The organism is Paenibacillus sp. Mc5Re-14 (genome assembly GCF_001049835.1).
In the GTDB taxonomy this organism is placed as follows: Bacteria; Bacillota; Bacilli; order Paenibacillales; family Paenibacillaceae; genus Paenibacillus; species Paenibacillus polymyxa_C.
The window spans coordinates 308,062-333,397 of record NZ_CVPD01000001.1 but is presented as its reverse complement, the minus strand read 5'-3'; the positions used below and the strand labels follow the sequence as shown (position 1 = coordinate 333,397).

Here is a 25,336-nt window from a genome sequence, read left to right as displayed (position 1 = left end):
AGCGGGAGGATGAAGGAATGATGAGTAGGGTGAAACGAGCAGTGTGGGTGGTAGCCACTTTAGCCATCACACTGGTAATTGGGCAGTTTAGCGGGGTTCGTGACTACGCTAGTCAATTACGCAATGGAGACGCTACAGGAGCCGAAGAGCTTGAAGCTACACCCACGATGGCGGTAGTAGCTTTGCCTGATAATGCGCTCATGCAGCGACTAAAGACAGAAGCAACGCGTCAGCGAAGAGAACCAGTTGATGCCAAGATAGACAGGGTGTGGAAGGCTATTCCAGGTTATAACGGACTGGAGGTCGATCTGGATGCTACCTATCGCAAAGCCATTGCAGCTCCAGATCGGCCTATTCAATATGTATATCGCCAATTGGCACCCAAAATACATTTAAATCAACTGGGTAATGTCCCAATTTACAGGGGCAATCCTGAAAAACCAATGGTTTCCTTCATGATCAACGTAGCATGGGGGAATGAGTTTATCGTGCCTATATTGGATACATTGGATCAGGAGAAGGTTAAGGCTACATTTTTTCTTGATGGAAGTTGGCTGAAGAAAAATCCTGAACTCGCCAAGGAAATTCAAAGAAGAGGGCATGAGCTTTCGAATCATGCTTACTCTCATCCTAATATGAGTCGTTTGAGCCGAGCTAGAGCCGTACAAGAAATCGAAAAGACGGAAGAGCTTCTTCAACAAACTTTAGGTGTCAAAAATAATTGGTTTGCCCCTCCATCGGGTGACTTTAATCAACAAACAGTGGATATAGCAGCAGAACATGGGCTCAAAACAGTGTTGTGGACATTGGACACCGTAGATTGGAAACATCCGTCACCGCAATCGGTGGTTCATAAAATTAACAGCAAGGTTGAGTCAGGCTCCCTGATATTGATGCACCCAACAGATTCGTCTGCTGCTGCTCTCAAAGGCATGATTCATGCCATCCGTAGTAAAGGACTTGTACTTGGAACTGTTAGTCAGACGCTTTCCCCTGATCGGCAGCTACCAGCTCCGGTTGAGTGAATGTCTTTTTTCTGTTAGGATTGAACATTATGGCTAAGTATGCAATTCAGTTTAGGAGGGCCAAGCGTGGAAAGAATTCAACTTAAAAACGGCCTAAGAGTGGTCATCGAAAAAATTCCAACCGTGCGTTCTGTTTCTTTCGGCATCTGGGTTAAAACCGGTTCTCGGAACGAAACATCGGACAATAGCGGTATTTCTCATTTTATTGAACACATGCTTTTCAAAGGAACAGAGCGTTTTAGTGCTAAGGAAATCGCTGAGCAATTTGACGCCATCGGAGGAAATGTTAATGCTTTCACTTCGAAGGAATATACGTGCTATTATGCAAAAGTGCTAGATGAGCATCTACCGATCGCAGTCGATGTACTGTCTGATATGTTCTTTAATTCCAAATTGGATCAGGAAGAGCTAGCAAGAGAGAAAAATGTGATTTTGGAGGAAATCTCCATGTACGAGGACACACCTGATGATATGGTGCACGATCTTGTTTCTCGCGCGGCCTATGGTGAGCACCCACTGGCTTATCCGATTCTCGGAACCGAAGATCACCTGCTAGCTATGGATAGCTCACATCTCAGCCATTATATGAAGGAGCACTATACAATTGATAATACAGTTATCAGTGTGGCTGGTAATGTTGACGATCGTCTTGTAGAATTGCTGGAGCAACATTTTGGGCATTTCGATAATCATGGAACCGTTTCGCCACTGACAGTACCTGCGTTTAACGGTCAGCTGTTGTACCATGAGAAAGCAACGGAGCAGAATCACATTTGTCTATCCCTGCCTGGATTTGCAATAGGCGACGATCTCCAGTATGCTATGGTTTTGCTGAATAACGCGATCGGCGGGGGCATGAGCTCACGTTTATTTCAAGAAATTCGTGAAAAACGCGGACTGGCTTATTCGGTCTATTCCTATCATAGCTCCCATGCAGATAGTGGAATGTTCACGATCTACGCAGGCACCGCTCCTAAGCAAACAAAGGATGTGCTCGATTTGACACTGGAGTTGTTGCGAGATGTAGCTGTCAACGGTTTGGACGCTAATGAGCTTCGCAAAGGCAAGGAGCAGCTAAAAGGAAGTCTGATTTTAAGCCTTGAGAGCACTGGTAGCCGGATGAACCGTCTTGGAAAGAATGAGTTAATGTTGGGTCAGCATTATACGCTGGATCAAATGATAGAACACATCGAGCAAGTAACGGCTGATGATGTGAACAAAGTGCTGGATCGGATGTTTTCGGAGCCGTTTGCTCTGTCAATGGTCGGAGCGAGTGATTCAGCGGTTAAGGATATGAGGAGGGACTATTTTGTTAACTTACGTTGAAATTAACAGACTCGGGGGCAATAAAGATATTGAGCTACCCCGCAAAATGTCAGAGCTTGCATCTGGGTTTGACTTGTATGCAGCAGTGCAGGAGGATTTGGTTCTGGAACCTGGCAAACGATGCCTCGTTCCAACTGGATTTGCAATAGCTATGCCAGCAGGATTAGAGGCACAAATCCGTCCGCGCAGTGGACTGGCTCTCAAGCATGGTATTACTTGTCTTAACACACCTGGGACGATTGATGCGGATTATCGTGGGGAGATTAAGGTGCTCCTTATCAATTTAGGCGAGGAACCGTTCACCATTACGCGCAATGAGCGAATTGCACAAATGGTATTTCAGGTTGTGCCTGAGGTCGAGCTGAAACAAGTAGACCATTTGTCTGAAACAGTGCGGGGTGCTGGTGGGTTTGGTCATACAGGACGCTGAGTCTACGATTTACTTGCAAAACCTGTAATCCAATTGTCATTTTGCAAAAACTTCAATATTACTCGTTTAAAAGTAAGCATATACATAAAAGTCGTCCCGTAGAGGGGCGGCTTTTTTTGTGTTTTTTCACCCCTCTCCGGGCATCTGCATAGACTAAAAGCATATCGTGTCTCGGAAAGGAGTGATCCGGATGCTAACAGGAATGCGCATCGTTGTTTTGGGTGGAGATGCGAGGCAGCTTGAGGTAATCCGCAAATGTGTGGACATGGATGCTACCGTCACCGTGGTCGGCTTTGACATGCTTGAAGTACCACTCAAAGGAGTCACACTAGAACCCATGTCTGTCAAGCTGCTGGAATCGTCAGACGCACTGATTCTACCGGTGGTGGGATGCGATGAGGAAGGCAACGTAAATGCACTTTTCGGAGCACAGAAGCTCCAGTTTCTGAATGAGCATGCTGCTGCTCTTCCACCGCATTGCGTTGTATATACAGGGATGGCGCGAGCGTACTTAAAAGAAATATGTACCAGACATGAATTGAAGCTGGTTGAGCTGCTGGAAAGAGATGATGTGGCCATATACAATTCTATACCTACGGCTGAAGGCGCACTGATGATGGCAATTCAGCATACTGATTTTACGATTCATGGTGCAGATTGTATGGTTCTAGGCATGGGACGGACTGGATTTACCATGGCAAGGGTACTACAGGGATTGGGAGCCAAAGTGAAGGTTGGAGTACGGCGGGCAGAGGATGCAGCGAGAGCTGTAGAAATGGGTTGGAAGCCTTTTATGACGAGGGATTTAGCGAATGAGACAAAGGGAGTTGACTTGATTTTTAATACGATACCCTCTATGATTATCACAGCGCAAATCCTGTCTAAATTGCCACTGAGCACCGTGATTATAGATCTTGCTTCTGCCCCGGGCGGTTGTGATTTCCGGTATGCGGAAAAACGTGGAATTACGGCTATGCTTGCCCCCGGTCTTCCCGGAATAGTTGCTCCCAAAACTGCAGGTGCCATTATAGCGAATACGCTGGTGCAGTTGTTAATGGAAGACAATCCTGATCGGGGGGATGCGCAATGAGTTGGCAAGGGAAAACAGTAGGTTATGCCATTACAGGCTCACATTGCACGTTTGAAGAGGTAATGCCTGTTATACAGCGCTTCGTAAATGAGGGTGCGAAGGTCGTTCCCATTATATCCAATACCGTACTAACAACGGATACTCGTTTCGGTACTTCGCAAAGTTGGCAAAAACAGTTGAAAGATATAACAGGGAATGATATCATTTCTACAATTGTGGAGGCTGAGCCACTGGGACCCTCCCAAATGCTCGATGTGCTGGTGATTGCACCGTTGACGGGGAATTCGATGAGTAAGTTAGCGAATGCGATGACAGACAGTCCGGTTTTAATGGCTGCCAAGGCGCAATTACGCAATGGTCGTCCACTTCTTTTAGCCATTTCTACTAATGATGGACTTGGTCTAAATGCTGCTAATATCGCCAAGTTACTAGTAGCCAAAAACATCTTTTTTGTGCCGTTCGGACAGGATAATCCAGTTAAAAAGCCGAACTCGCTTGTAGCCAATATGGAGTTGATTCCAGAGGCTGCCTATGAAGCATTGCAGGGCAAACAGATTCAGCCGATGATTGTGGAACGCAAGACCCTATGAAGTACTATAGTTAACTGCTGAGCATCCCTCGCCTAGAAGATGATTCGATAATGCATCGAGTCTAATTTCTTGTTGGCGGTGGATGCTTTCAGAATAAAAAATGGTTTTTTAGTCGAGAAGGGGAGATACACCAGATGAGCAATAGAAAGTTTAATGTAGCTGTCGTTGGAGCGACAGGCGCTGTAGGCGAACAGATCGTAAATCTGCTGGAAAAACGAGATTTTCCTGTGGACAAAATCAAATTTCTTTCTTCGCCTCGTTCTGCCGGCACGTTAATTAGCTTTAAAGGTCAGCAGATTCCAGTAGAGATTGCTACCCCCGACAGCTTTGAAGGAATCGACATTGCTTTGTTTAGTGCAGGCGGAGACGTGAGTAAGGAACTGGCGCCGCATGCTGTTCGTCATGGGGCAGTTTGCATTGACAACACCAACGCATTCCGAATGGAACCGACAGCTCCTCTTGTAGTACCTGAGGTGAACAGCGATAAAATTGCCGAGCATCAGGGAATTATCGCCAACCCGAACTGCTCCACCATCCAGATGGTAGCTGCTTTGAAACCATTATATGATCAATATGGCATTTCTCGTATCATAGTATCCACATACCAGGCCGTATCGGGCGCTGGAAGCCGTGCTATTGATGAATTGAATCGTCAAAGCGCAGCCATTCTTAACGGTGATGGGGTTCAGCCAGATCTGCTGCCGGTAGGTTCGTTGCCAGTAAAACATCAGATTGCTTTCAATGCTATTCCGCAAATCGATAAGTTTCAGGATAATGGCTATACACTGGAAGAAATGAAAATGGTACGCGAAACGAAAAAAATATTGGGTGACGATTCTGTAGACGTAACAGCAACGTGTGTGCGTATTCCTGTTGTATACGGTCACTCGGAATCCGTCTATGTAGAGCTTAAAAAAGATTATGATCTAGAAGAAGTTCGTAATCTGTTGGCTTCCGCACCTGGAGTAACGCTGGTAGACGATCCTGCTGCCCAGCTTTATCCGCTCGCATCCGAAGCGGCAGGAAAACCTGACGTATTCGTAGGGCGTGTACGTCGTGATTTGGGCAATAGCCGTGGTTTGAACTTGTGGGTCGTATCCGACAATCTGCTCAAGGGAGCGGCATGGAACGCGGTGCAAATCGCGGAAATTATTGCTGCAAAAGCGGAGTAACGTTCCTAAAGCCGGGAGTATATGGGGGAAGAATAATGGGTATTTTGGTGCAAAAATTTGGGGGAACCTCGCTATCCACACCTGAAGCGCGTCAACTTGTGCTGGCACATGTGAAGCGGGAACTGAAGCAAAATTTTCAATTGGTTGTTGTTGTGTCGGCCATGGGGAGGAAAGGAGAGCCTTATGCCACGGACACGTTGCTGGATTGGGCGGCATCTAACGGCGACAGTCTTCCGAAGCGCGAACGGGATTTACTGCTGTGCTGTGGTGAAATCATTTCTGCTGCTACATTGTGCAGCCTGATGGAGAAGGAAGGTATCCCTGCTACAGTGCTGACTGGAGCACAGGCAGGCTTTATTACGGATGATCAATACGGCAATGCTCGGATTTTGGATATCAAGCCAGACCGTATTGTGGAAGAACTGAACCAAGGCAGAGTGGTCATTGTGACTGGTTTTCAGGGACAAACAGCTGATGGTGATATGACTACCCTTGGTCGGGGAGGCAGCGATACGTCAGCTACTGCACTAGGTGCTGCTCTACATGCGGATATGGTTGATATTTATACAGATGTGAATGGTATATTGACCGCTGATCCGCGTATTGTGGAAAATGCGAAGCCGCTTGCACATGTTAGCTATACGGAAATTTGTAATATGGCTCATCAGGGAGCAAAGGTGATCCATCCTCGTGCTGTGGAAATAGCCATGCAGGCTAATATTCCGGTACGGGTTCGCTCTACCTTCTCCGAGGGAGAGGGGACGTTGGTTACCCATCCGGAAGGCTTTAAAGATGTGCAGGCAGATATCGTAGACCGCTTCGTGACCGGTATTGCGTATGTCGGCAATGTTACTCAAATTACTGTTGAATTAAAGTCGGGTTTGGAGCACTTGCAATTACAAGTATTCAAATCTATGGCTGAACACGGAATCAGTGTCGATTTCATTAATGTAACTCCATCAGGAGCGGTTTATACCGTATTTGATAATGATGGAAGCAAAGCGGTTGAAGTACTTAACGGTTTGGGTCTAGAGCCTAAAATACTGGCCGGGTGTGCTAAAGTTTCGGTCATAGGCGGTGGTATCAACGGGGTACCAGGTATTATGGCGACAATTGTGGAGGCATTGACAGAATCAGACGTACAGATCCTTCAATCGGCAGATTCCAACACCACGATCTGGGTACTTGTTAAAAAGGAAGATATGGTGCAGGCTGTACGCGCATTGCATAATAAATTTGAACTCCATCAATAGGCGCATTGTCCGTGCTCGGACTTGCAAAAAAAGGAGGCAGCATGGTGAACTTCGGCAGATTGATTACCGCAATGGTGACACCTTTTGATCAGCAAGGAGAGATTGACTGGACTGCATTGTCCTCGTTGATTGATTATTTAATAGAAGAACAGCATTCAGAGTCACTTGTTGTATCTGGAACAACAGGGGAGTCTCCTACCCTGAGTGATGATGAAAAAATTAAGTTGTTTGCATTTGTTGTAGAAAAAGCAGCTGGGCGATGTAAAATTATTGCAGGGACAGGAAGCAATAACACACGTCATTCCATCCACCTCACCCGTGCTGCGGAGCAGGCGGGAGCAGACGGTGTGCTGCTGGTAGTGCCATATTATAATAAACCGAATCAGGAAGGGATGTATCAGCATTTCAAAAGTATTGCAAACTCCACATCCCTTCCAGCTATACTGTATAATGTTCCAAGCCGTACCGGTGCCAGCCTGACAGCTGAAACGACACTGCGGCTTGCACAAATTCCGAACATTGTAGGAACCAAAGAATGTGCATCACTTGCACAAGTTACACAGATTGCAGCGGCAGCACCAGAAGGTTTTCTGGTTTATTCCGGGGATGATGCATCTGGATTACCTGCCATGGCTGTAGGTGCTTATGGTATTATCAGCGTAGCAAGTCACGTGGTAGGTGCAGAAATGAAGCGAATGCTGGATTCCTTTGTAGGGGGACACGCTCAAGAGGCAGCAAAACTGCATCAACAGTTGTTCCCGATTTTTAAGGGCATGTTCGGCTGTCCTCATCCTTTGCCTAATCCGGTAGCTGTAAAGTATGCATTGGAGTTACGGGGGATTAAGGTAGGTTCAGTTCGGTTGCCACTTATCCCGCCTACCGAGGATGAAGCAGAGTTTATTAAGAATTTATTTACCCGCTAAAAAGAAATAGACGAAAGATGTTGATGAATACAAGGAGTATCCTTGTTAAGGGTAGTCGGTAGGTATAATATCGACTGGGTTATTGCCCTGACAAGGTATTACGATATGAAGGGCGTTCTTATAGAACGTCCTTTTTGCTATGCTGTTAACCAGGCTTGTAGATAAAATGGCACATACTTATGGTTTGAGAAGGCAATGGGAAACCTAGCGTAACGAACAGGATGACTTGTTTTTTCGTATTTTAATCATGTATAATGGGGTCAAGTGACTGGGTGCGGTATTTTTTTGAAAATTAAATAACAAATCAAGGTACGACGTCCAACTACCATAGGAGGTTTAGATTCATTTGTCTAAAAAAACAAACAACGATAAATTGATGATTTTCGCTTTGGGCGGCGTCGGTGAAATCGGGAAAAATATGTATGTCGTTCAATACGGCAACGACATTGTCGTGGTGGATTCCGGTCTGAAATTTCCGGAAGAGGACATGCTTGGCATCGATATCGTTATTCCTGATATTTCCTACCTTACAGAGAACCGCGACAAAGTAAGAGGCATTGTGTTGACTCATGGTCACGAGGACCATATCGGCGGTTTGCCTTACGTGCTGAAACATTTGAATGTACCTGTATATGGTACCAAGTTGACGCTGGGACTGGTGGAAAACAAGCTGAAGGAAGCGAATCTGCTTGGTGAAACCAAACGCATTTTGATCAATGCTGATTCCGAAATCAAGCTGGGCTCCACATTGAAAGTAACATTCTTCAAAACCAACCATAGTATTCCTGATTCTGTAGGTGTTTGCATTGATACTCCTGAAGGCGCTGTTGTTCATACAGGAGACTTCAAATTTGATCATACTCCGGTGAACGGACAATATGCAGATTTGCAGCGTATGGCTGAGATTGGCACACGTGGCGTACTAGCTCTATTGTCAGACAGTACTAATGCCGAAAAACCGGGCTTTACACCTTCGGAAAAGAGCGTTGGCATTGTGCTGGAAGATATTTTCCGCAAGTCGAGACAGCGTGTGGTCGTAGCCACTTTTGCTTCGAACGTACATCGCATTCAGCAGGTCATTAATGCTGCTGAGGCAACCGGACGTAAAGTAACGGTTATTGGTCGCAGCATGGTTAATGTCGTAGGTATTGCTTCTGATTTGGGCTACTTGGAAATCCCAGATGGAATGCTGATTGAGCCTGAAGAAGTTGGCAAAATGTCAGCGGATCGCGTAGTTATTCTCTGCACAGGTAGTCAGGGTGAACCAATGTCTGCTTTGACAAGAATGGCTCGTTCTACACATCGTAAAGTAGATATCCTTCCAGGGGACTCAGTGATCATCGCAGCTACTCCGGTACCAGGTAATGAAAAATATGTTGGACGCACTATTGATGAGCTGTTCCGTCTGGGTGCCAATGTATACTACAGTGCAGCTAATCCTGGTATCCACGTTTCTGGACACGGCAGCCAGGAAGAACTCAAGCTGATGCTGAATCTGATGAAACCAAAATTCTTCTTGCCAATTCACGGTGAGTTCAGAATGCAGCGTCGTCACGCTCTGCTTGCTGAAGGAGTAGGTATCGAGCCTGAAAATATCTTTATCACGGATATCGGTGAAGTCATTGAAATTCAGAATGGTGGAGCACGTAGAGCTGGTAAAGTTACAGCAGGTAACGTACTGATTGATGGACTAGGCGTAGGAGATGTAGGAAATATCGTGTTGCGCGACCGCAAATTATTGTCACAGGACGGTATTTTGGTAGTGGTTGTCACACTGAGCAAGCAAGATGGCACGATTAAGTCGGGCCCGGATATCATTTCCCGTGGTTTCGTGTATGTTCGTGAATCAGAAGGTTTGCTGGATGAAGCAAATCGTATTGTTTCAAGTACACTGCATAAGCTCATGAGTGAAAATGTAAATGAATGGGCTTCCCTCAAGACAAATGTCAAGGATGCACTGGGTCGCTTCTTGTATGAGCAAACTCGTCGCAGACCGATGATTCTGCCAATTATAATGGAAGTGTGATTCAATTGAAATATGTTCAAAAACTTGAATTAAAAACTTAAGTCACAGGCACACAGTCGCCTCTCTCCCCGCAGGAAATATTGGACGGTTTCCGCGGGGAGAGAGGCTTTTTTTGATTTTGGGGTTGAGGAAAGGCATGGAGGTGGGTATAAAATATTCCATTTCTATCCCATACTATAGGGTGAATACGGGGCACATAGATGCGTAAAGCGAAAGGAAGATCACCCATATGGAACATTACAGCAATTTATCTTCTGGCAACGAGGAAACGGAAGCGCCAGAACAACCAGAAGTTGGACAAAGACCCGTTTTACCTGCTATGGAGGCTTTACAGCAGCTGGGTCAAACCTCCATGCCCGGAAGCGAGTCCAATATTTTTTGTATGACGATTATCGGTCAGATTGAAGGACATCTCATCTTACCGCCTCAAAACAAAACAACAAAATATGAGCACATTATTCCGCAGTTGGTAGCGGCAGAGCAAAACCCACGTATCGAAGGATTAATGATTTTGCTAAATACAGTTGGCGGTGATGTAGAGGCAGGTTTAGCTATTGCTGAGATGATCGCTTCCATGAGTAAACCAACAGTGACCATAGTCATAGGTGGAGGGCATAGTATCGGTGTGCCGATTGCCGTATCTTCTACTTATTCTTACATTGCTGAGAGTGCGACGATGACCATTCATCCTATTCGTATGAGCGGCCTGGTCATTGGAGTCCCACAGACTTTTGAATATATGGAAAAAATGCAGGAGCGTGTCGTCCGTTTCGTCGTTTCTCATTCCCGCATCACAGAAGAGCGGTTCAAGGAACTGATGTTCAAAACAGGAGAATTAAACCGTGACATTGGTACAGCGGTTGGAGGAATCGATGCAGTAAAATACGGTTTGATGGATGCGGTTGGTGGGATAGGAGAGGCGCTAAAACAGTTGAATACTATCATTGAGGCGCGCCGTCAGCAAAACGGGATGACAGGGACTCCACAGCAGACTCCATATGCCCCTTTTTCACCCAGTGCTACAGGCATCCCTACAGGAACCCCTTCAAGTGAGCACAGTAAGGAGCTACCCCAATGACATTATATACTGTAATGCCAATGGAATTGGTGTGGGAAGGGATGTGGAAGGAAGGAGAGGAGCTTGTAGAGGTCCGGGTAGACGGTCTGCTTATGCAGGTACAGCCGCTTGAAAGTCGTCGGGGGATCATAGTAAGGCTGTTGGATTGTCCGTTGGAAGCCTACCTCAATCCTCGTTATGGACCAGGTCAGGTCATCGAGTGGTCATAGAAGCTGTCGAATAGTACAGAAATAGGTCATTTGCTGCTGAAAAAGAACATATGTGCGGATAGCGAGTGACGTGGTATAATATTCTTCTGGGGGGTGACCTTGTATGTCCAGAAGAAGAAAAAGAAAAAAGAAAGCTATATTTGGTGGAGTTTTAAAATATGAAATTTACGGCATTGTGCTGATTACATTGGCGGTCATTGCGTTGTCGGGTGAAGCGGCAGTTGGTCGGTCGCTATCCAAGATGTTTGGGCTTGTACTGGGGAAATTCTATTTTGTGATCCCCCTGATTGGCATTTATTATGGTCTGATGGTGATGATTCACCGCAAGTGGCCGAACCAGTGGAACTCACGGAAGACGGGTTTGCTGTTGTTGGTATTTGCCTTTACACTTATGAGTTCTATTTCATCTATGGAGCAGCGTTTGGGACCGATCAACGCACTTCAGCCGGGCGGAGTGATGACCCAGATACATATAGATATGCGTGAGCAGTTGCTGTCTCCTGATCAGCAAGGCCATACCTCCATGCTGAATAAGGATATTAGCGGGGGCTACGTTGGCGCATTACAGCTTACCGTTCTGTTGTGGCTGTTTGGTCTCACAGGAGCTAAGCTGATCATGATTGTCATGTTCGTCATTTGTTTTATGCTGATGACTCAACTGTCTTATGTGGATTTAGTGCGGATTGCAAAGACCAAACTGCTGACAGCCGGGGGAAGCGTGCGGAAAAAATGGACTGGAAAAGCCACTCCGCTTTCTGCATCAAGCAAGGGCAGCGGAAATAGAAAACCCAAATCTGAGCCTATTCCTGCCTATGAGGAGGATATGGATGATGACTTTGATGAAATGCAGCCTCCAGCACGCAAGCAGCCCATTTTCTTTCAGTTGTTTGGCCTTAAAAATACAGATAAGGCGGACAAGGAAGAGCAACCTGCCCATGCGGATGAAGATGAACATGATCTTCTATATGAGGCTGGGGACGTGCAGCCTCAGTGGAGAAATGGCAATCAGGGAGAAGAACTGTCTGACGTGATCGAACACGCTGAACAGGAAGCCTCAATTCCGGTAAAAAGATCGCCAATCATTAGGGACTTCTTCGAACAAGTGAAAAATGAGGAAAAAAGATCAGAGGCTGAACAGGAAGCCTCCCTGACAGGTGGAGTGCGGAACGATTCCATTATTGATGAACACCTGGATAGTAATTTTATGGATGCTGATGCGGATATGAATAGAAATGATTCGGCAACGATCCATGGGACATCAGAAGAAGCTCAGGAACTGGCTCAGACGATTGCTAACGGGGTGACAGGCGAAGAAGCTGAAGGGACCAATGTAGCTATTCCAGCTCCACCACCGCCTAAGCCGTACAAGCTCCCATCGTTTCGTTTGCTTGCCAAACCGCAAAATGCAGGCAAAGGCATGGGACAAAAGGATTACATGCAAACAGCACGCAAGCTGGAGGCCACGCTGGAGAGCTTCGGTGTTCGGGCGAAAGTGCTGGAGGTTGTACGTGGTCCAGCCGTCACACGCTATGAAATCCAGCCAGACATTGGCGTGAAGGTTAGCCGGATTGTGAGTCTGACGGATGACATTGCACTTGCGCTTGCTGCAAAGGATATCCGTATGGAGGCACCTATTCCCGGCAAGTCCGCCATAGGGATAGAAGTTCCGAATAATGAAGTTTCTATCGTAACCATGCGTGAGGTAATGGAGACGACAGTTTTCCAGGAATCAGTTTCCAATTTGTCGATTGCATTTGGACGTGATATTGCAGGACAAACGATTGTCGGTAATTTAGCCAAGATGCCCCATCTGCTTGTAGCTGGAGCTACGGGTTCGGGTAAATCGGTGTGTATCAATGGGATCATCACGAGTATTTTGTATAAAGCGAAGCCGGATGAAGTGAAATTTCTGATGGTCGATCCCAAGATGGTAGAGTTGAACGTGTATAACGGAATTCCCCATTTATTGGCTCCGGTCGTGACTGATCCAAAGCGTGCCTCACTGGCATTGAAGAAAATTGTAGTTGAAATGGAAAAAAGGTATGAGCTGTTTTCCAAATCAGGCACCCGTAATATTGAGGGTTACAACAATTTGATGAAGGATAACCCGGATGCATTTCTGCCTTACATTGTCGTTATTGTGGACGAGCTGGCAGATTTGATGATGGTTGCTGCAGGAGATGTGGAGGATGCGATTGCGCGACTTGCCCAAATGGCGCGTGCAGCAGGCATCCATCTGATTATTGCAACACAAAGACCTTCAGTTGACGTAATTACAGGGGTTATTAAAGCCAATATTCCTTCACGTATTGCCTTCGGCGTTTCTTCGCAGGTGGATTCCCGCACCATACTGGATATGGGTGGTGCTGAGAAATTGCTCGGACGTGGTGACATGCTGTTCATGCCGATGGGTGCTTCCAAACCAGTCCGTGTTCAGGGAGCATTTATGAGTGATCAGGAAGTGGAAAACATTGTTAACTATGTACGTGAACAGGGTGAAGCGCAGTATGATGAAACGCTTGTGCCGGAGGTGGAAGAGGTATCCACTGATGCGGATGAAATGCTGGATGAGCTGTATGATCAAGCTGTCAACATCATTTTAGAGGCTAAACAAGCTTCCGTTTCGCTCCTTCAGCGCCGTATGCGGATCGGTTATACGCGTGCTGCCCGACTGATTGACTCCATGGAAGCTCGCGGTGTCATCGGTCCTTACGAGGGAAGTAAGCCCCGTGAGGTACTTATATCAATGGAACAATATCAGCAAAATAAAGTTAGCTCCTGAGCATTATCTTTTACAGCATTTCATTAAAACGCTGTTTGTACGCATGATGAGTTGTTAAGTATGACAACTCCATGCACGCAAATAGCGTTTTTTTGTGATGTTTTTTTGAGGTTTGGAACTGCCTGCTAAAAGAAGATTAAAAGGGTGAATAGCTTCTAGCGGAGCTTGTCATAATAAACGTAGCCATCCTGTTAATCCCACAAAAGAAAGGTAGAGCGCAGCATATGAAAAAGACAATGGTCTGGATTTGCACGGGTATTCTCGCAGCCTCGGCTATTACGTACACAGGACTTTTTAAAAACGACTCTGCACAGGAGCGAGCAGAGTCGCTGAGCACGCAGCAGAAAGTAACAGCAGCGCAGCCTGTTCAGCCGACATTCAGTTCAGAAGCGGTTGATTTTGGTTCTTATGGCCAGGATGTTTATGAGCTGCAATCACGATTGAAGTTGCTGGGTTTTTTTGGTGGGAAAGTGGACAGCCATTTTGGCAGTAGTACACTAAAGGCTGTCAAGGGTTTTCAAAAGGAGTTTGGTATCAGACCCGATGGAGTAGTTGGTGCGAAAACCAAATTAAAACTGGTGAATGCTACTCCACACTGGAAGCCAACGGAAACGCCAATGCATCGTAACAATCAAGGATCCGATCAGGGACAGGCAGCGAACAATAACAATAAATCAGATCAAAATGAAGAAACGATGGGATCGGCCAACACCATGGGGCTTTCTGAAAACGATCTTAAGATCATGGCCAATGCGGTCTACGGTGAATCCCGCGGCGAGCCGTTTGAAGGACAAGTTGCCGTGGCGGCTGTCATTTTGAACAGGGTCAAGTCGCCCAGTTTTCCAAACACACCGTCTGGGGTAATCTTTCAGCCGGGGGCTTTCACTGCTGTAGCAGACGGCCAAATCTGGCTCACGCCGAATGAGACTGCACAAAAGGCGGTACGTCAAGCCCTGAATGGCTGGGACCCAAGCGGAGGATGTCTCTATTATTTTAACCCTAGAACAGCCACCTCCAAATGGATTTGGTCCCGTCCGCAGGTGAAAACCATCGGGGAACATATTTTCTGCATGTAAAACGCCGAAGCAGCCGGGAGCTTGTCTCCGGTTGCTTCTTGGCTTTTGCATAGTTAGAATAAAGATTGGTACACTTTACCTCTTTATAGGAAAGAGATGTACAACAGCTAATGCTAATCAAAGGCTAGACGCAAATTGACGTCACAAAGGAGTTTTGGACTTGAACAAAACAGGTTTCGAGCGTGGTACACGCAGACAACTGAGGATTCATGTGCTGCCGACCAAGCGCTTTAAGACGTTTGCCATATCACTGTATGTAGGTACTCCGCTACGTGAGGAAACCGTAACTCGTGTGGGACTGGTACCTTTCGTTCTGCGACGGGGTACAGAATCATATCCGCAGACTACACAATTTAGAGAGCAGTTAGAGCAATTGTATGGTGCGGGTTTTGGATTCGATGTATACAAACGTGGAGATTATCAGATCGTTCAATTTCGTATGGATACGATTAATGACAGTTTTGTAAGCAGTCCAGATAGTTTACTGGATCGTTCGTTTGCTTTCCTAGGAGAGGTTCTGACGAAGCCTGCATTGGAAAACGGTGCATTTCAAACAGGATATGTACAGCAGGAACGAGAAAATGTTCGTAAGAAGCTGGAATCTATAGTTAACGATAAAATACGTTATGCTGGGGAGCGCTGTATGGAGGAGATGTGCAAGGATGAGCCTTATCGTCTGCATCCTCTTGGTCAGCGATCTGATCTGGACAGCATAAGTGCACAAAGTTTATACGAGGCTTATGGAGAATGGCTGAATAATGCCAGCATGGATTTATACGTTGTGGGTGATACCACGCTGGAAGAAGTTGAAAAGTTTGTTGATCGCTATTTTCAATTAAATCGCTCGACGGAAACGGAATATGTACTCGAACAGCCCAAATCGGTAGAACGTGATGTGCAAACTATAGTAGAGCGTCTTGATGTGAACCAAGGCAAGCTCAACATGGGACTGCGCACCCCTATCACGTATGGGGATGAACGTTATGCTTCCGCTCTGATGTACAATGGTATTCTGGGCGGGTATCCGCATTCAAAGCTGTTTGTTAATGTGAGGGAGAAGGAAAGTTTGGCGTATTACGCTTCGTCACGGTATGACGGGCATAAAGGCATTGGCACAATACAATCCGGTATCGAAATTCCTAATTATGAGAAGGCGGTTACTATTATCCGCAAGCAACTGGAAGATACGCAAAATGGAGCGATTACCGAGCTAGAAATGACCCAGACGCAGGCGATGATACGCAACTTGCTAAAGGAAATGCAGGACTCCGCTTTTGAAATGATTGCCTATGATTTTAACAGACAGCTTTCCGGCAAAGAGCGGACGGTAGAGGAACTGCTGAGCCAGGTGGAGGCAGTCAAGGTGCAGGATGTTCAGGATGCCGCCCGGACGTTCCGACTGGACACTATTTATTTCTTGAGAGACCAGAAGGGGGAATAGCGTTGGAGCATATATCGTATGAGCATTTGCAGGAAACGCTGTACTATGAAGTAATGGATAATGGCTTGCACGTTTATGTGTTGCCCAAACCGGGCTTTCAGAAGACGTATGCCACATTTGCGACTAAATACGGCTCAGTTGATAATCATTTCCGGGTAGAAGGTCAACAGCCCGTCAAGGTGCCAGATGGCATAGCCCATTTTTTGGAGCATAAAATGTTTGAAGAGCCTGAAGGCGATATTTTTGCTACCTTTTCCTCTAATGGAGCATCGGCGAATGCATTTACGAGCTTTGATCAAACAGTATATCTGTTTTCGGCAACTGAACGCATTCAAGAAAATTTGACCACGCTAGTCAATTTTGTTCAGCATCCTTACTTTACAGATGAAAATGTGGAGAAGGAAAAAGGCATTATCGGTCAGGAAATCAATATGTATGAAGATAACCCCGACTGGCGGAGTTACTTTGGTTTGATTGAGGCATTGTACAAGGTCCATCCGGTGCATATTGATATAGCAGGTACTATTCAATCCATCAGTACGATTACGAAGGAAACATTGTACAGTTGCTATGAAGCTTTTTACCATCCAAGTAATATGATTCTTTTTGTAGTAGGTGGAGTGGACCCAGCCGAAGTAATCGAATTGGTACGTAATAATCAGGCGAAAAAGGACTACAAGCCACAGGGAGAGATCGAGCGGATTTTTGATGATGAACCCACTACAGTTGCAGAACCACGGCGTGAAGTAAAGCTGGCCGTTTCTTTACCAAAGCTGCTTTTTGGATTCAAGGAGACTGAAGTAGGTCTAACGGGGGAGGCATTGCTTCGTCATGATCTGGAAACCAAGCTGATGCTTGATCTCTTGTTTGGTTCCAGTACACAGCTATATCAGAAGCTCTACGATGAGGACCTGATTTCGGACAGTTTTGGCCATGAGTACAACAGTACGCAACAGTATGCATTTTCTGCGATCGGCGGAGATACCAAAGACCCTGATCGGCTGTTGGCTAGGATACGAGAAGAGGTAGAGTCTCTTCAGAAGCAGGGCTTTGCAGCAGAACATTTTGAACGAGCGCGCAAAAAGAAGATCGGCGGTTATCTACGCACACTCAATTCTCCTGAAAATATTGCACATGAGTTTACAAGACATCGCTTCCGCGGCAGTGATTTTTTTCAATTGCTTCCGGTTTATGAAAGTATCACGCTCGAGGATGTAAACCGCCGTCTGAAAGATCATATACAGTGGGATCAAATGGCAATATCGCTGGTGGTGAGTCCGTAATGTCTAGGGAGAGGGAACCGATGACCATCGAGGGCGGAGAATTAAAGGCTATTGGCGATACGACTGTGCTGATTACAGGAGCAAGTGGTGGAATTGGTGCGGCTATTGCCGAGCGTTTTGCAGCAGTAGGGATGAATGTGGTCATTCACTACATGAAGTCCCATGAAAAAGCAAATGAAGTTGCCCGTCGTTGCATGACTTATTCAGGCAAGGTAATGACTGTGTCAGCCGATCTGCGGAGTAAGGAGCAGATTGAACGCATGCGGGAAAAGCTGGATAATCACGGAATGAAGCCAGATATTCTAGTGAATAATGCTGGAATATCTCATTATGGGCTACTTTCAGATGTTTCAGAAGAGGAATGGGACGAAGTGATGGCCGTGAATGTTAAGGGAACTTTTTTATGTACGCAGGTTTTTATGCCGCATATGATTTCCCAACGCTATGGCCGTATTGTGAATGTTTCGTCTGTGTGGGGCATATGTGGAGCTTCGTGCGAGGTATTGTACTCCACTACCAAGGGAGGCATTAACGCTTTCACTAAAGCGCTGGCTCAAGAGGTTGCGCCTTCTGGCGTAACAGTGAATGCTGTGGCTCCAGGGGCAGTAGACACGTCGATGTTGGATCATTTGGATGCAGGCGAAATTAACAGTTTGGAAGAAGATATCCCTGCCGGACGATTGGCGCGGCCTGATGAAATATCGTCCCTGGTTTATTTTCTTGCGCTTCCTGAGTCAGGTTATATTAATGGCCAGGTCATAAGTCCTAACGGAGGATGGGTGACTTAAGGAATACAGCGCATGGAGGAATTCACCAGTATAGTAAGCGTCTGTGAAGAGCATATTACAACTGTTGATTTTAAATCTGAATCATCTAAGGAGGATTTAAGTATGTCAACAGTTGTTCAGAATTTTGATGTTTGGAAAAAGTTCCTTGGTCAGCGTGTAGAGCAAGCGGAGAAGCTGGGAATCAGTCAAGATACCATTGCAGAGCTTGCTTACGAAATCGGTGATTTTCTGGATGAGAAGGTCGATCCAGCCAACCACTCCAACCGCGCACTGAAAGAACTGTGGGGAGTTGCCGATGAGAACGAGCGTCATACCATCGCCCGGCTAATGGTTAAATTAGCCAAGAGCAACGCATAAGCAGGAACCAACATGAAAAGCTCCCTTTTGGGGGGCTTTTCTGTAATGGTTACAGAGCTGTTCTTGTAATTCCATTGTAATTTATATATCATAAACGTGATTGAGGCTTACAACACAATATAGCCTATTAAATTTCAATAATTGGTTTTGTCGAATGATGCTATCTTATGATACAATTATGCTTTGATTTGGCATTGTTGACGGTTTGAATGTGAATGAGGTGCTAACGTGACGGAAGAGACGAAACAGTGGTACATGGAATACAAGATACATAAAAATCGACCCGGACTGCTGGGGGACATTGCTTCCATGCTTGGTATTCTGGGGGTTAATATACTGACGATTAACGGTGTTGAAGGCGAAAGACGGGGGATGCTTCTCGAAACAGACGATGACGAGAAAATACGCATTCTCGGAGATACGTTAAAAAAAGCCAGCAACATTACAGTCACGGCCTTACGTGCTCCGAGACTGGTCGATATATTGGCAGTTAGACATGGCCGTTACATTGATCGGGATTCAGATGATCGTAAAACTTTCCGCTTTACACGCGATGAGCTTGGGTTGCTGGTCGATTTTTTGGGTGAAGTATTAAAGAGGGATGGCAATCAGGTAATTGGTCTTCGCGGGATGCCGCGTGTGGGTAAAACGGAGTCCATTATTGCCAGTAGCGTATGTGCAATGAAGCGATGGACTTTTGTGTCGTCGACGTTATTACGACAGACGGTACGCAGTCAGCTTTCTGAGGAAGAAATGAATCCCAACAATGTGTTTATTATTGACGGCATTGTGAGTACAATTCGATCAAATGAAAGACATTATCACCTGCTTCAGGAAATTATGAGCATGCCAAGTACCAAAGTGATTGAGCATCCTGATGTATTTGTGCGTGAATCGGGATACAGCTTTGACGATTTCAATATCATTATTGAACTTCGCAATAATCCGGCTGAGGAAATTATTTATGATACCTTTACAGCCAGTTATACAGAAGATCTTTAAATAAGTGTAATTACACAAGGAGATGATGACATGTCAGAACTGGGTCAGCAATTAAAGGAGGCCCGGCTGCAAAAAGGATTGAGCCTTGACGATGTTCAGGAAATGACGAAGATACGCAAACGTTATCTGGAAGCCATTGAGACGGGCGATTACAAAGTGCTGCCGGGAAGCTTTTATGTCAGAGCTTTTATTAAAACATACGCCGAAACGGTCGGGTTGAATCCCGATGAGCTTCTGGAAGGGCACCAAAGCAATGTGCCTGAACCTGAACCGGAAGCAGTCATGGAGCCTGTTACACAGAAACGCTCCAGCCGTCCCGCGACGATTGGCAATCTTAAATGGTTGCCTACAGCGTTAATGTGGCTTTTTCTAGTTCTCATTGTTGGGGTTATTTATGCTTATTGGGTGAGTAACAACCATTCCACTCCAAAAACAGCAGAAAACACAACGCCGATTACAACACCAAGTACACCAAGTACAACACCTAACACAACGCCAAGTACGACACCAAACACGTCTACTCCAAATACAACTACGACACCGAATAATGGTCAGACAACGGCACCAAATGGTGCTGGCGGGCAGACCCCTGATACGGGAAAAACCGGGGAAACCCAGCCAGGTGGTACGGGAACTACAGATGCGACGACTCCAAATACTGGTCAGCAGCCGGATACGACTACGCCAGCGCAGGGAGTAAATGTGGCTCAGGATGGTAAGCAAGGCAAGACGACGATCTTCAAAGTCTCCAGTGCAACGGGGGCCACGGTCAAGGTTGATATTAAGGCAACGGGCGAAAGCTGGCTTGAGGTGTACAAGGGACAAAATTCCCGTGGAGAAAAGCTGAGCTATGGTATGACTAAAAGTGGAGATGCCATGTCTTTTGATATCGGTCCAGAAGGCTTATATATCAAATCAGGACGGTCTTCTGCCACGGATATTTCCGTCGCCGGCCAACCGATAACCGATAATAAATCGACGACTCGCGTGTTGATACAGCAAGGGGAAGCTTCTTCCACTGGAGCGAGTACTGGGGTGACGGGTTCAACGGATACGACGACAAATGGTAGTACGGATACTACACAAAGTGGGACAGATTCTAGTACAACTACTGATGGTGAATAAACGCCTTGTTGCGGTGAAATACTAATGACTGTAATTCTTGGAAAGTCAGTCAGTTCATTTTCCGCAAAGTGAGGTGTATACGTTATGACCGTCAGCTGGATTGTGACTGGGCTCGGGATTATTGTCAGTTTACTGGGCTATTATCTAACACCGAATGCATGGGGCTATGGCATATTAGGCTTTGGTCTTGCTCACATTGTGCTTGGAATTTTGGATATGTTTAGAAATCCAACACGAAGTCACTATTAGAAATGTTAAACTGCAATTGTAAATAAAGGCGTTTTTGTCGGGGAACTGGCAAGAACGCCTTTTTAGTGAACGGATTATTGGATTTTTGTAAATGACTAGCCTATAATTAGATATTGAACTTTGTTGTGGAAAGGAAAGTGAAACGATGGCTTCAGAAAATTCATTTGATATCGTCTCCAAAATGGATATGCAGGAGTTAACAAATGCGGTTCATCAGACGGAGCGTGAAATTGAAACGAGATTTGATTTCAAGGGGAGCAAAAGTAGCCTCAAGCTTGAGAAAGATGCCCTTACGATTGCATCGGAAGATGAATACAAGCTGAATGCGGTGATTGATATTTTGCAATCTAAAATGGTCAAACGAGGTCTATCCCTTAAAAACGTGGAATTTGGAAAATTGGAACCAGCTTCTTTAGGTTCAGTGCGTCAGCGTCTTTCTCTTAAGCAGGGAATTGATCAGGATAACGCAAAAAAAATTAATATCCTTATTCGGGATTCCAAGCTTAAAGTGAAAAGTCAGATTCAAGGTGATCAAATTCGAGTAACTGGAAAAAATAGGGATGATTTACAAGCCATTATTCAATTGCTGCGGAAAGCCGATCTGCCGTTGGAGCTTCAATTTACAAACATGAAATAAGCCGTTTTCTCTCATAGATTTTGTAGGACTAAACGTTGCTTGATGTGCAGCAGGTTATTTTGACATGCGTTTTGCGCCATATTATACTTGTAACGAAAATGCAGACATTGAGGTGTATAACGCTCGTCGAAAGCGATTTACATAGGATTGAATTCAATCCGAAAGCTGCCATTTGTAATCAAGTACGATAATCAGGGGAGAGTGTGTTGTGAATTTACCCAACAGAATTACAATAACGCGGATTTGCCTTATCCCGGTGATGATGCTGGCTTTGCTGGTGGATTTTGATTTTTATCCGCCACCGATTGAGATCGGTGCATTCACGCTGCCGTATAATCAGCTGATTGCGGCTATCATTTTCCTTGTAGCAGCCAGCACAGATGGCCTTGACGGATATTTGGCTCGTAAAAATAATATGGTCACCAATTTGGGCAAGCTGTTGGACCCCCTTGCTGATAAGCTGTTGGTAACTGCTATATTGGTTTCTTTGGTGGAAATGGGAAAAATTGATTCATGGGTTGTCGTTGTGATTGTCAGTCGTGAGTTTGCGGTTACGGGTCTGAGACAGATCGCCTTATTGGATGGCTCTGTGGTTGCTGCAAGCAATTGGGGGAAATTAAAGACGATCATCCAGATCGTTGCTATTGTAGCACTGCTCATAAATAATTTCCCGTTTGTTTTTCTGGGTATTCCGTTTGATTTAATAGCGATATGGGCAGCTGTGTTAATCACCATTTATTCGGGTATTGATTACTTTGTAAAGAATATCCATTTGCTGAGCTCCTCTAAAGTTTAACAGGATAAATCTTATGGAAACAGCAATAGGGACTTAACTTATTGCCGTTTCTTTACATAATTCCCACATTATACGCATCATAGGAGGACGAATTGATGAAAGCTGAAATCATTGCAGTAGGAACAGAGTTATTACTTGGACAAATAGTAAATACAAATGCCCAATATTTGTCACAAGAGCTAGCTACTATCGGAATTGATGTATATTTTCAGACTGTAGTTGGCGATAACATGGATCGACTTCAGGAAGCGGTACGTCTTGCTCAGAAGCGTGCGGATATTATTTTGTTTTCTGGTGGGCTGGGGCCAACTCAGGACGATTTGACAAAAGATGCGATAGCGGCTGTACTGGGGCGAAAATTGCAGATAGATCGTCTTGCCATGGACAAGCTGGATCAGTTTTTCCGTAACCGTGGGGTAGAAATGACCGAGAATAACCGCCGCCAGGCGCTTTCTATTGAAGGAGCCACTCCGCTTGAAAATGAGACGGGTTTAGCTATAGGGGATGCCATTGCACAGGACGGTAAATTTTATGTGGTTTTGCCCGGACCGCCTAAGGAACTTAAACCTATGTTTGCAAATCATGCTAAACCATGGTTGCTTCAGCAGGCATTAAGCGGTGAGGAGATGCCGATTTATTCGAAAATGCTAAAATTCGCAGGGATCGGTGAGTCAGCTCTTGAAACGCGCTTGTTAGATCTGATCGAATCCCAGACGGACCCCACGATTGCTCCTTATGCCAAGGAAGGGGAAGTCACGATCCGTATATCCACCAAGGCGGCCAGTGAGAGTGAAGCTTTAATTAAGCTGACGGCTACGGAAGTACAAATTCAGCAGCGTCTTTCCGAATATATGTATGCAAGTGAGGATGTTACGCTGGAGAAGGTGATTGTAGATTTAATGGCCAAGCGCGGACTCACTGTGAGCGCAGCGGAAAGCTGTACAGGTGGTATGCTGATGGAACACATCACTTCTATACCTGGCAGTGCTGTTATGTTTCAAGGTGGCATCGTGTGTTATTCCAATGCAATGAAGATGAAATTGCTCAATGTGCCTTATGATTATTTGGAAGGGGATCATGCGCCAGGCGCAGTGAGTAAGGAAGTAGCCCTTGTGCTTGCAGAGCAGGCAAGAATGATTATGGACAGCGATTTCGGACTTTCTGTTACTGGTGTAGCTGGGCCCGGATATTCCGAGCGGAAGCCAGTCGGCCTGGTGTATATTGGTATTGCTGAGCGCGACAAGGAAACGGAAGTATATGAGCTGAATTTAAGCGGTAACCGTGAGACCATCCGTTTGCGATCCGTCAAAGCTATCCTGTACAGATTGTGGCGCCGATTGGTAGAGAACGAGAAACTCTCTTAATTATTGATGAGTTGTTTTAGATAGATATTCATGATATAATATTCTTATTCGGAAGAACCGTTGCAAAGCTTTTTGCCAGCGGTTCTTTTTTCGTTTTAAGAGAAAGGTATAATTATAGAAGAGAGCTGCGAGAAATAAAAAAACGAATGTATGTTCGAAAAAATGCTTGGCAAGCGTGTCAAAACAAGGTATTATTAAAGTACAAACAATGAAGGATGTGAGTTTATTGTCAGATCGTCGTGCTGCGCTGGATATGGCGCTCCGTCAAATAGAAAAGCAATTTGGTAAAGGTTCCATCATGAAGTTGGGTGAGTCTACCCACATGCAAGTGGAAACAATCCCCAGTGGTTCGATTGCTTTGGATATTGCGTTAGGAACGGGCGGCTTTCCAAGAGGCCGGATTATTGAAGTATATGGACCGGAATCATCCGGTAAAACGACAGTAGCTCTTCATGCTATCGCAGAGGTGCAAAAAACAGGCGGACAAGCCGCCTTTATCGATGCCGAGCATGCACTTGATCCGTCGTATGCGAGCAAGCTGGGTGTCAATATTGATGAGTTGTTACTATCGCAACCAGATACAGGTGAGCAGGCATTGGAGATTGCCGAAGCTCTTGTGCGTAGTGGGGCAGTGGACATTATCGTCGTTGACTCTGTAGCGGCACTTGTACCGAAGGCAGAGATTGAAGGCGAAATGGGAGATTCCCATGTCGGTCTTCAAGCGCGCTTGATGTCACAGGCATTGCGTAAGCTGTCTGGAGCCATTAATAAATCGAAAACCATTGCTATCTTTATCAACCAGCTCCGTGAAAAAGTAGGTGTTATGTTCGGTAACCCTGAAACTACACCGGGTGGACGTGCCTTGAAGTTTTACTCTACGGTACGTTTGGATGTTCGTCGTATCGAAAGCTTGAAAATGGGTAACGACATCGTGGGTAACCGTACACGTATTAAAGTCGTGAAGAATAAAGTCGCACCTCCTTTCCGTCAGGCTGAAGTGGATATTATGTACGGTGAGGGCATTTCCAAAGAAGGAAGCTTGATCGATATCGGTACGGAGCACGACATTGTCGACAAGAGCGGAGCATGGTATTCCTACGAAGGTGAGCGCCTTGGTCAGGGACGTGAGAATGCAAAGCAATTTTTGAAGGAAAATCCGAACATTGCTAGTACGATCGAGCAAAAAATCCGGGTGGCCAGTAATTTGATTACAACAATTGCTCCACCGACAGAAGAAGAGTTGGCGCAGGAGGCCAAGGAAGAACAGGAATTGCTGGAGCTTGAATAAAGCTTGCCCGAAACTTCGCTTCTGAT

General features: G+C 45.6%; 24 protein-coding genes. All 24 read left to right on the top strand.

Features of this window, described 5'->3' with window-relative positions; genetic code table 11:
• The first annotated feature begins 17 nt into the window (after positions 1-17).
• Entirely contained in the window at positions 18-1,025 is a 1,008-nt protein-coding gene (locus BN1546_RS01370) for a polysaccharide deacetylase family protein (protein ID WP_013370729.1), read from the top strand.
• 66 nt (positions 1,026-1,091) lie between these two features.
• Positions 1,092-2,351 (top strand): M16 family metallopeptidase, encoded by a 1,260-nt coding sequence (locus tag BN1546_RS01365; RefSeq protein ID WP_090735474.1) that lies wholly within the window; start codon positions 1,092-1,094, stop codon positions 2,349-2,351.
• Positions 2,335-2,781 (top strand): dUTP diphosphatase, encoded by a 447-nt coding sequence (dut, locus tag BN1546_RS01360; RefSeq protein ID WP_090735472.1) that lies wholly within the window; start codon positions 2,335-2,337, stop codon positions 2,779-2,781. Before BN1546_RS01365 ends, dut begins: the two co-directional genes overlap by 17 nt.
• A gap of 190 nt (positions 2,782-2,971) precedes the next feature.
• Positions 2,972-3,871, top strand: coding sequence for a dipicolinate synthase subunit DpsA (gene dpsA, locus BN1546_RS01355; RefSeq protein ID WP_090735469.1), 900 nt, complete (start codon positions 2,972-2,974; stop codon positions 3,869-3,871).
• Entirely contained in the window at positions 3,868-4,461 is a 594-nt protein-coding gene (locus tag BN1546_RS01350; protein WP_090735468.1) for a dipicolinate synthase subunit B, read from the top strand. Before dpsA ends, BN1546_RS01350 begins: the two co-directional genes overlap by 4 nt.
• Positions 4,462-4,595: 134 nt before the next feature.
• Positions 4,596-5,633: an aspartate-semialdehyde dehydrogenase gene (locus BN1546_RS01345; RefSeq protein ID WP_090735465.1), complete on the top strand. Its 1,038-nt coding sequence runs from the start codon at positions 4,596-4,598 to the stop codon at positions 5,631-5,633.
• 35 nt (positions 5,634-5,668) lie between these two features.
• Positions 5,669-6,886 carry an aspartate kinase gene (gene dapG / locus BN1546_RS01340; protein WP_013370735.1) on the top strand — a complete coding sequence of 406 codons (1,218 nt, stop codon included), beginning with the start codon at positions 5,669-5,671 and terminating at the stop codon, positions 6,884-6,886.
• 41 nt (positions 6,887-6,927) lie between these two features.
• Positions 6,928-7,809 (top strand): 4-hydroxy-tetrahydrodipicolinate synthase, encoded by an 882-nt coding sequence (dapA, locus tag BN1546_RS01335; RefSeq protein ID WP_013370736.1) that lies wholly within the window; start codon positions 6,928-6,930, stop codon positions 7,807-7,809.
• 346 nt (positions 7,810-8,155) lie between these two features.
• Positions 8,156-9,835, top strand: a complete 1,680-nt coding sequence (locus BN1546_RS01330) for a ribonuclease J (RefSeq protein ID WP_013370737.1) — start codon at positions 8,156-8,158, stop codon at positions 9,833-9,835.
• A gap of 229 nt (positions 9,836-10,064) precedes the next feature.
• A complete protein-coding gene (locus BN1546_RS01325) occupies positions 10,065-10,913 on the top strand; it encodes a ClpP family protease (RefSeq protein WP_090735463.1) in 849 nt (282 codons plus the stop codon).
• The gene (locus BN1546_RS01320; RefSeq protein ID WP_013370739.1) at positions 10,910-11,122 is read left to right on the top strand and encodes a YlzJ-like family protein; all 213 of its coding nucleotides are present in this window, start codon (positions 10,910-10,912) and stop codon (positions 11,120-11,122) included. Before BN1546_RS01325 ends, BN1546_RS01320 begins: the two co-directional genes overlap by 4 nt.
• Positions 11,123-11,225: 103 nt before the next feature.
• A complete protein-coding gene (locus BN1546_RS01315) occupies positions 11,226-13,904 on the top strand; it encodes an FtsK/SpoIIIE family DNA translocase (RefSeq protein WP_090735461.1) in 2,679 nt (892 codons plus the stop codon).
• A gap of 224 nt (positions 13,905-14,128) precedes the next feature.
• Positions 14,129-14,980, top strand: a complete 852-nt coding sequence (gene sleB, locus BN1546_RS01310) for a spore cortex-lytic enzyme (protein WP_040101546.1) — start codon at positions 14,129-14,131, stop codon at positions 14,978-14,980.
• A 160-nt stretch (positions 14,981-15,140) separates the two neighbouring features.
• Positions 15,141-16,421 carry an EF-P 5-aminopentanol modification-associated protein YfmF gene (locus tag BN1546_RS01305; RefSeq protein WP_058710516.1) on the top strand — a complete coding sequence of 427 codons (1,281 nt, stop codon included), beginning with the start codon at positions 15,141-15,143 and terminating at the stop codon, positions 16,419-16,421.
• A 2-nt stretch (positions 16,422-16,423) separates the two neighbouring features.
• The gene (locus BN1546_RS01300) at positions 16,424-17,704 is read left to right on the top strand and encodes an EF-P 5-aminopentanol modification-associated protein YfmH (protein ID WP_090735458.1); all 1,281 of its coding nucleotides are present in this window, start codon (positions 16,424-16,426) and stop codon (positions 17,702-17,704) included.
• 20 nt (positions 17,705-17,724) lie between these two features.
• Positions 17,725-18,492, top strand: coding sequence for an elongation factor P 5-aminopentanone reductase (gene fabG / locus BN1546_RS01295; protein WP_058829498.1), 768 nt, complete (start codon positions 17,725-17,727; stop codon positions 18,490-18,492).
• A 102-nt stretch (positions 18,493-18,594) separates the two neighbouring features.
• Positions 18,595-18,849, top strand: coding sequence for a DUF3243 domain-containing protein (locus BN1546_RS01290; protein WP_013370745.1), 255 nt, complete (start codon positions 18,595-18,597; stop codon positions 18,847-18,849).
• A gap of 228 nt (positions 18,850-19,077) precedes the next feature.
• Positions 19,078-19,851, top strand: a complete 774-nt coding sequence (locus tag BN1546_RS01285) for a DUF3388 domain-containing protein (RefSeq protein ID WP_013370747.1) — start codon at positions 19,078-19,080, stop codon at positions 19,849-19,851.
• A gap of 30 nt (positions 19,852-19,881) precedes the next feature.
• Positions 19,882-20,976: a helix-turn-helix domain-containing protein gene (locus tag BN1546_RS01280; RefSeq protein ID WP_090735456.1), complete on the top strand. Its 1,095-nt coding sequence runs from the start codon at positions 19,882-19,884 to the stop codon at positions 20,974-20,976.
• 84 nt (positions 20,977-21,060) lie between these two features.
• The gene (locus BN1546_RS27200) at positions 21,061-21,225 is read left to right on the top strand and encodes a hypothetical protein (protein ID WP_013370749.1); all 165 of its coding nucleotides are present in this window, start codon (positions 21,061-21,063) and stop codon (positions 21,223-21,225) included.
• A gap of 145 nt (positions 21,226-21,370) precedes the next feature.
• Positions 21,371-21,862 (top strand): YajQ family cyclic di-GMP-binding protein, encoded by a 492-nt coding sequence (locus BN1546_RS01275; RefSeq protein ID WP_013370750.1) that lies wholly within the window; start codon positions 21,371-21,373, stop codon positions 21,860-21,862.
• Positions 21,863-22,070: 208 nt separating this feature from the next.
• Complete coding sequence (pgsA, locus tag BN1546_RS01270; RefSeq protein ID WP_090735454.1) at positions 22,071-22,658, top strand: CDP-diacylglycerol--glycerol-3-phosphate 3-phosphatidyltransferase; 588 nt, start codon at positions 22,071-22,073, stop codon at positions 22,656-22,658.
• A 95-nt stretch (positions 22,659-22,753) separates the two neighbouring features.
• Positions 22,754-24,022, top strand: coding sequence for a competence/damage-inducible protein A (locus BN1546_RS01265; RefSeq protein ID WP_090735452.1), 1,269 nt, complete (start codon positions 22,754-22,756; stop codon positions 24,020-24,022).
• 226 nt (positions 24,023-24,248) lie between these two features.
• Positions 24,249-25,310, top strand: coding sequence for a recombinase RecA (gene recA, locus BN1546_RS01260; protein ID WP_025679773.1), 1,062 nt, complete (start codon positions 24,249-24,251; stop codon positions 25,308-25,310).
• The last annotated feature ends 26 nt before the right edge of the window (positions 25,311-25,336 follow it).

Coding starts and splice junctions, on each gene's coding strand:
- BN1546_RS01370 (WP_013370729.1), top strand. CDS start 18: ATGATGAGTAGGGTGAAACGAGCAGTGTGGGTGGTAGCCACTTTAGCC.
- dpsA (WP_090735469.1), top strand. CDS start 2,972: ATGCTAACAGGAATGCGCATCGTTGTTTTGGGTGGAGATGCGAGGCAG.
- BN1546_RS01350 (WP_090735468.1), top strand. CDS start 3,868: ATGAGTTGGCAAGGGAAAACAGTAGGTTATGCCATTACAGGCTCACAT.
- BN1546_RS01345 (WP_090735465.1), top strand. CDS start 4,596: ATGAGCAATAGAAAGTTTAATGTAGCTGTCGTTGGAGCGACAGGCGCT.
- dapG (WP_013370735.1), top strand. CDS start 5,669: ATGGGTATTTTGGTGCAAAAATTTGGGGGAACCTCGCTATCCACACCT.
- dapA (WP_013370736.1), top strand. CDS start 6,928: ATGGTGAACTTCGGCAGATTGATTACCGCAATGGTGACACCTTTTGAT.
- BN1546_RS01325 (WP_090735463.1), top strand. CDS start 10,065: ATGGAACATTACAGCAATTTATCTTCTGGCAACGAGGAAACGGAAGCG.
- BN1546_RS01320 (WP_013370739.1), top strand. CDS start 10,910: ATGACATTATATACTGTAATGCCAATGGAATTGGTGTGGGAAGGGATG.
- BN1546_RS01315 (WP_090735461.1), top strand. CDS start 11,226: ATGTCCAGAAGAAGAAAAAGAAAAAAGAAAGCTATATTTGGTGGAGTT.
- sleB (WP_040101546.1), top strand. CDS start 14,129: ATGAAAAAGACAATGGTCTGGATTTGCACGGGTATTCTCGCAGCCTCG.
- fabG (WP_058829498.1), top strand. CDS start 17,725: ATGACCATCGAGGGCGGAGAATTAAAGGCTATTGGCGATACGACTGTG.
- BN1546_RS01290 (WP_013370745.1), top strand. CDS start 18,595: ATGTCAACAGTTGTTCAGAATTTTGATGTTTGGAAAAAGTTCCTTGGT.
- BN1546_RS01280 (WP_090735456.1), top strand. CDS start 19,882: ATGTCAGAACTGGGTCAGCAATTAAAGGAGGCCCGGCTGCAAAAAGGA.
- BN1546_RS27200 (WP_013370749.1), top strand. CDS start 21,061: ATGACCGTCAGCTGGATTGTGACTGGGCTCGGGATTATTGTCAGTTTA.
- BN1546_RS01275 (WP_013370750.1), top strand. CDS start 21,371: ATGGCTTCAGAAAATTCATTTGATATCGTCTCCAAAATGGATATGCAG.
- BN1546_RS01265 (WP_090735452.1), top strand. CDS start 22,754: ATGAAAGCTGAAATCATTGCAGTAGGAACAGAGTTATTACTTGGACAA.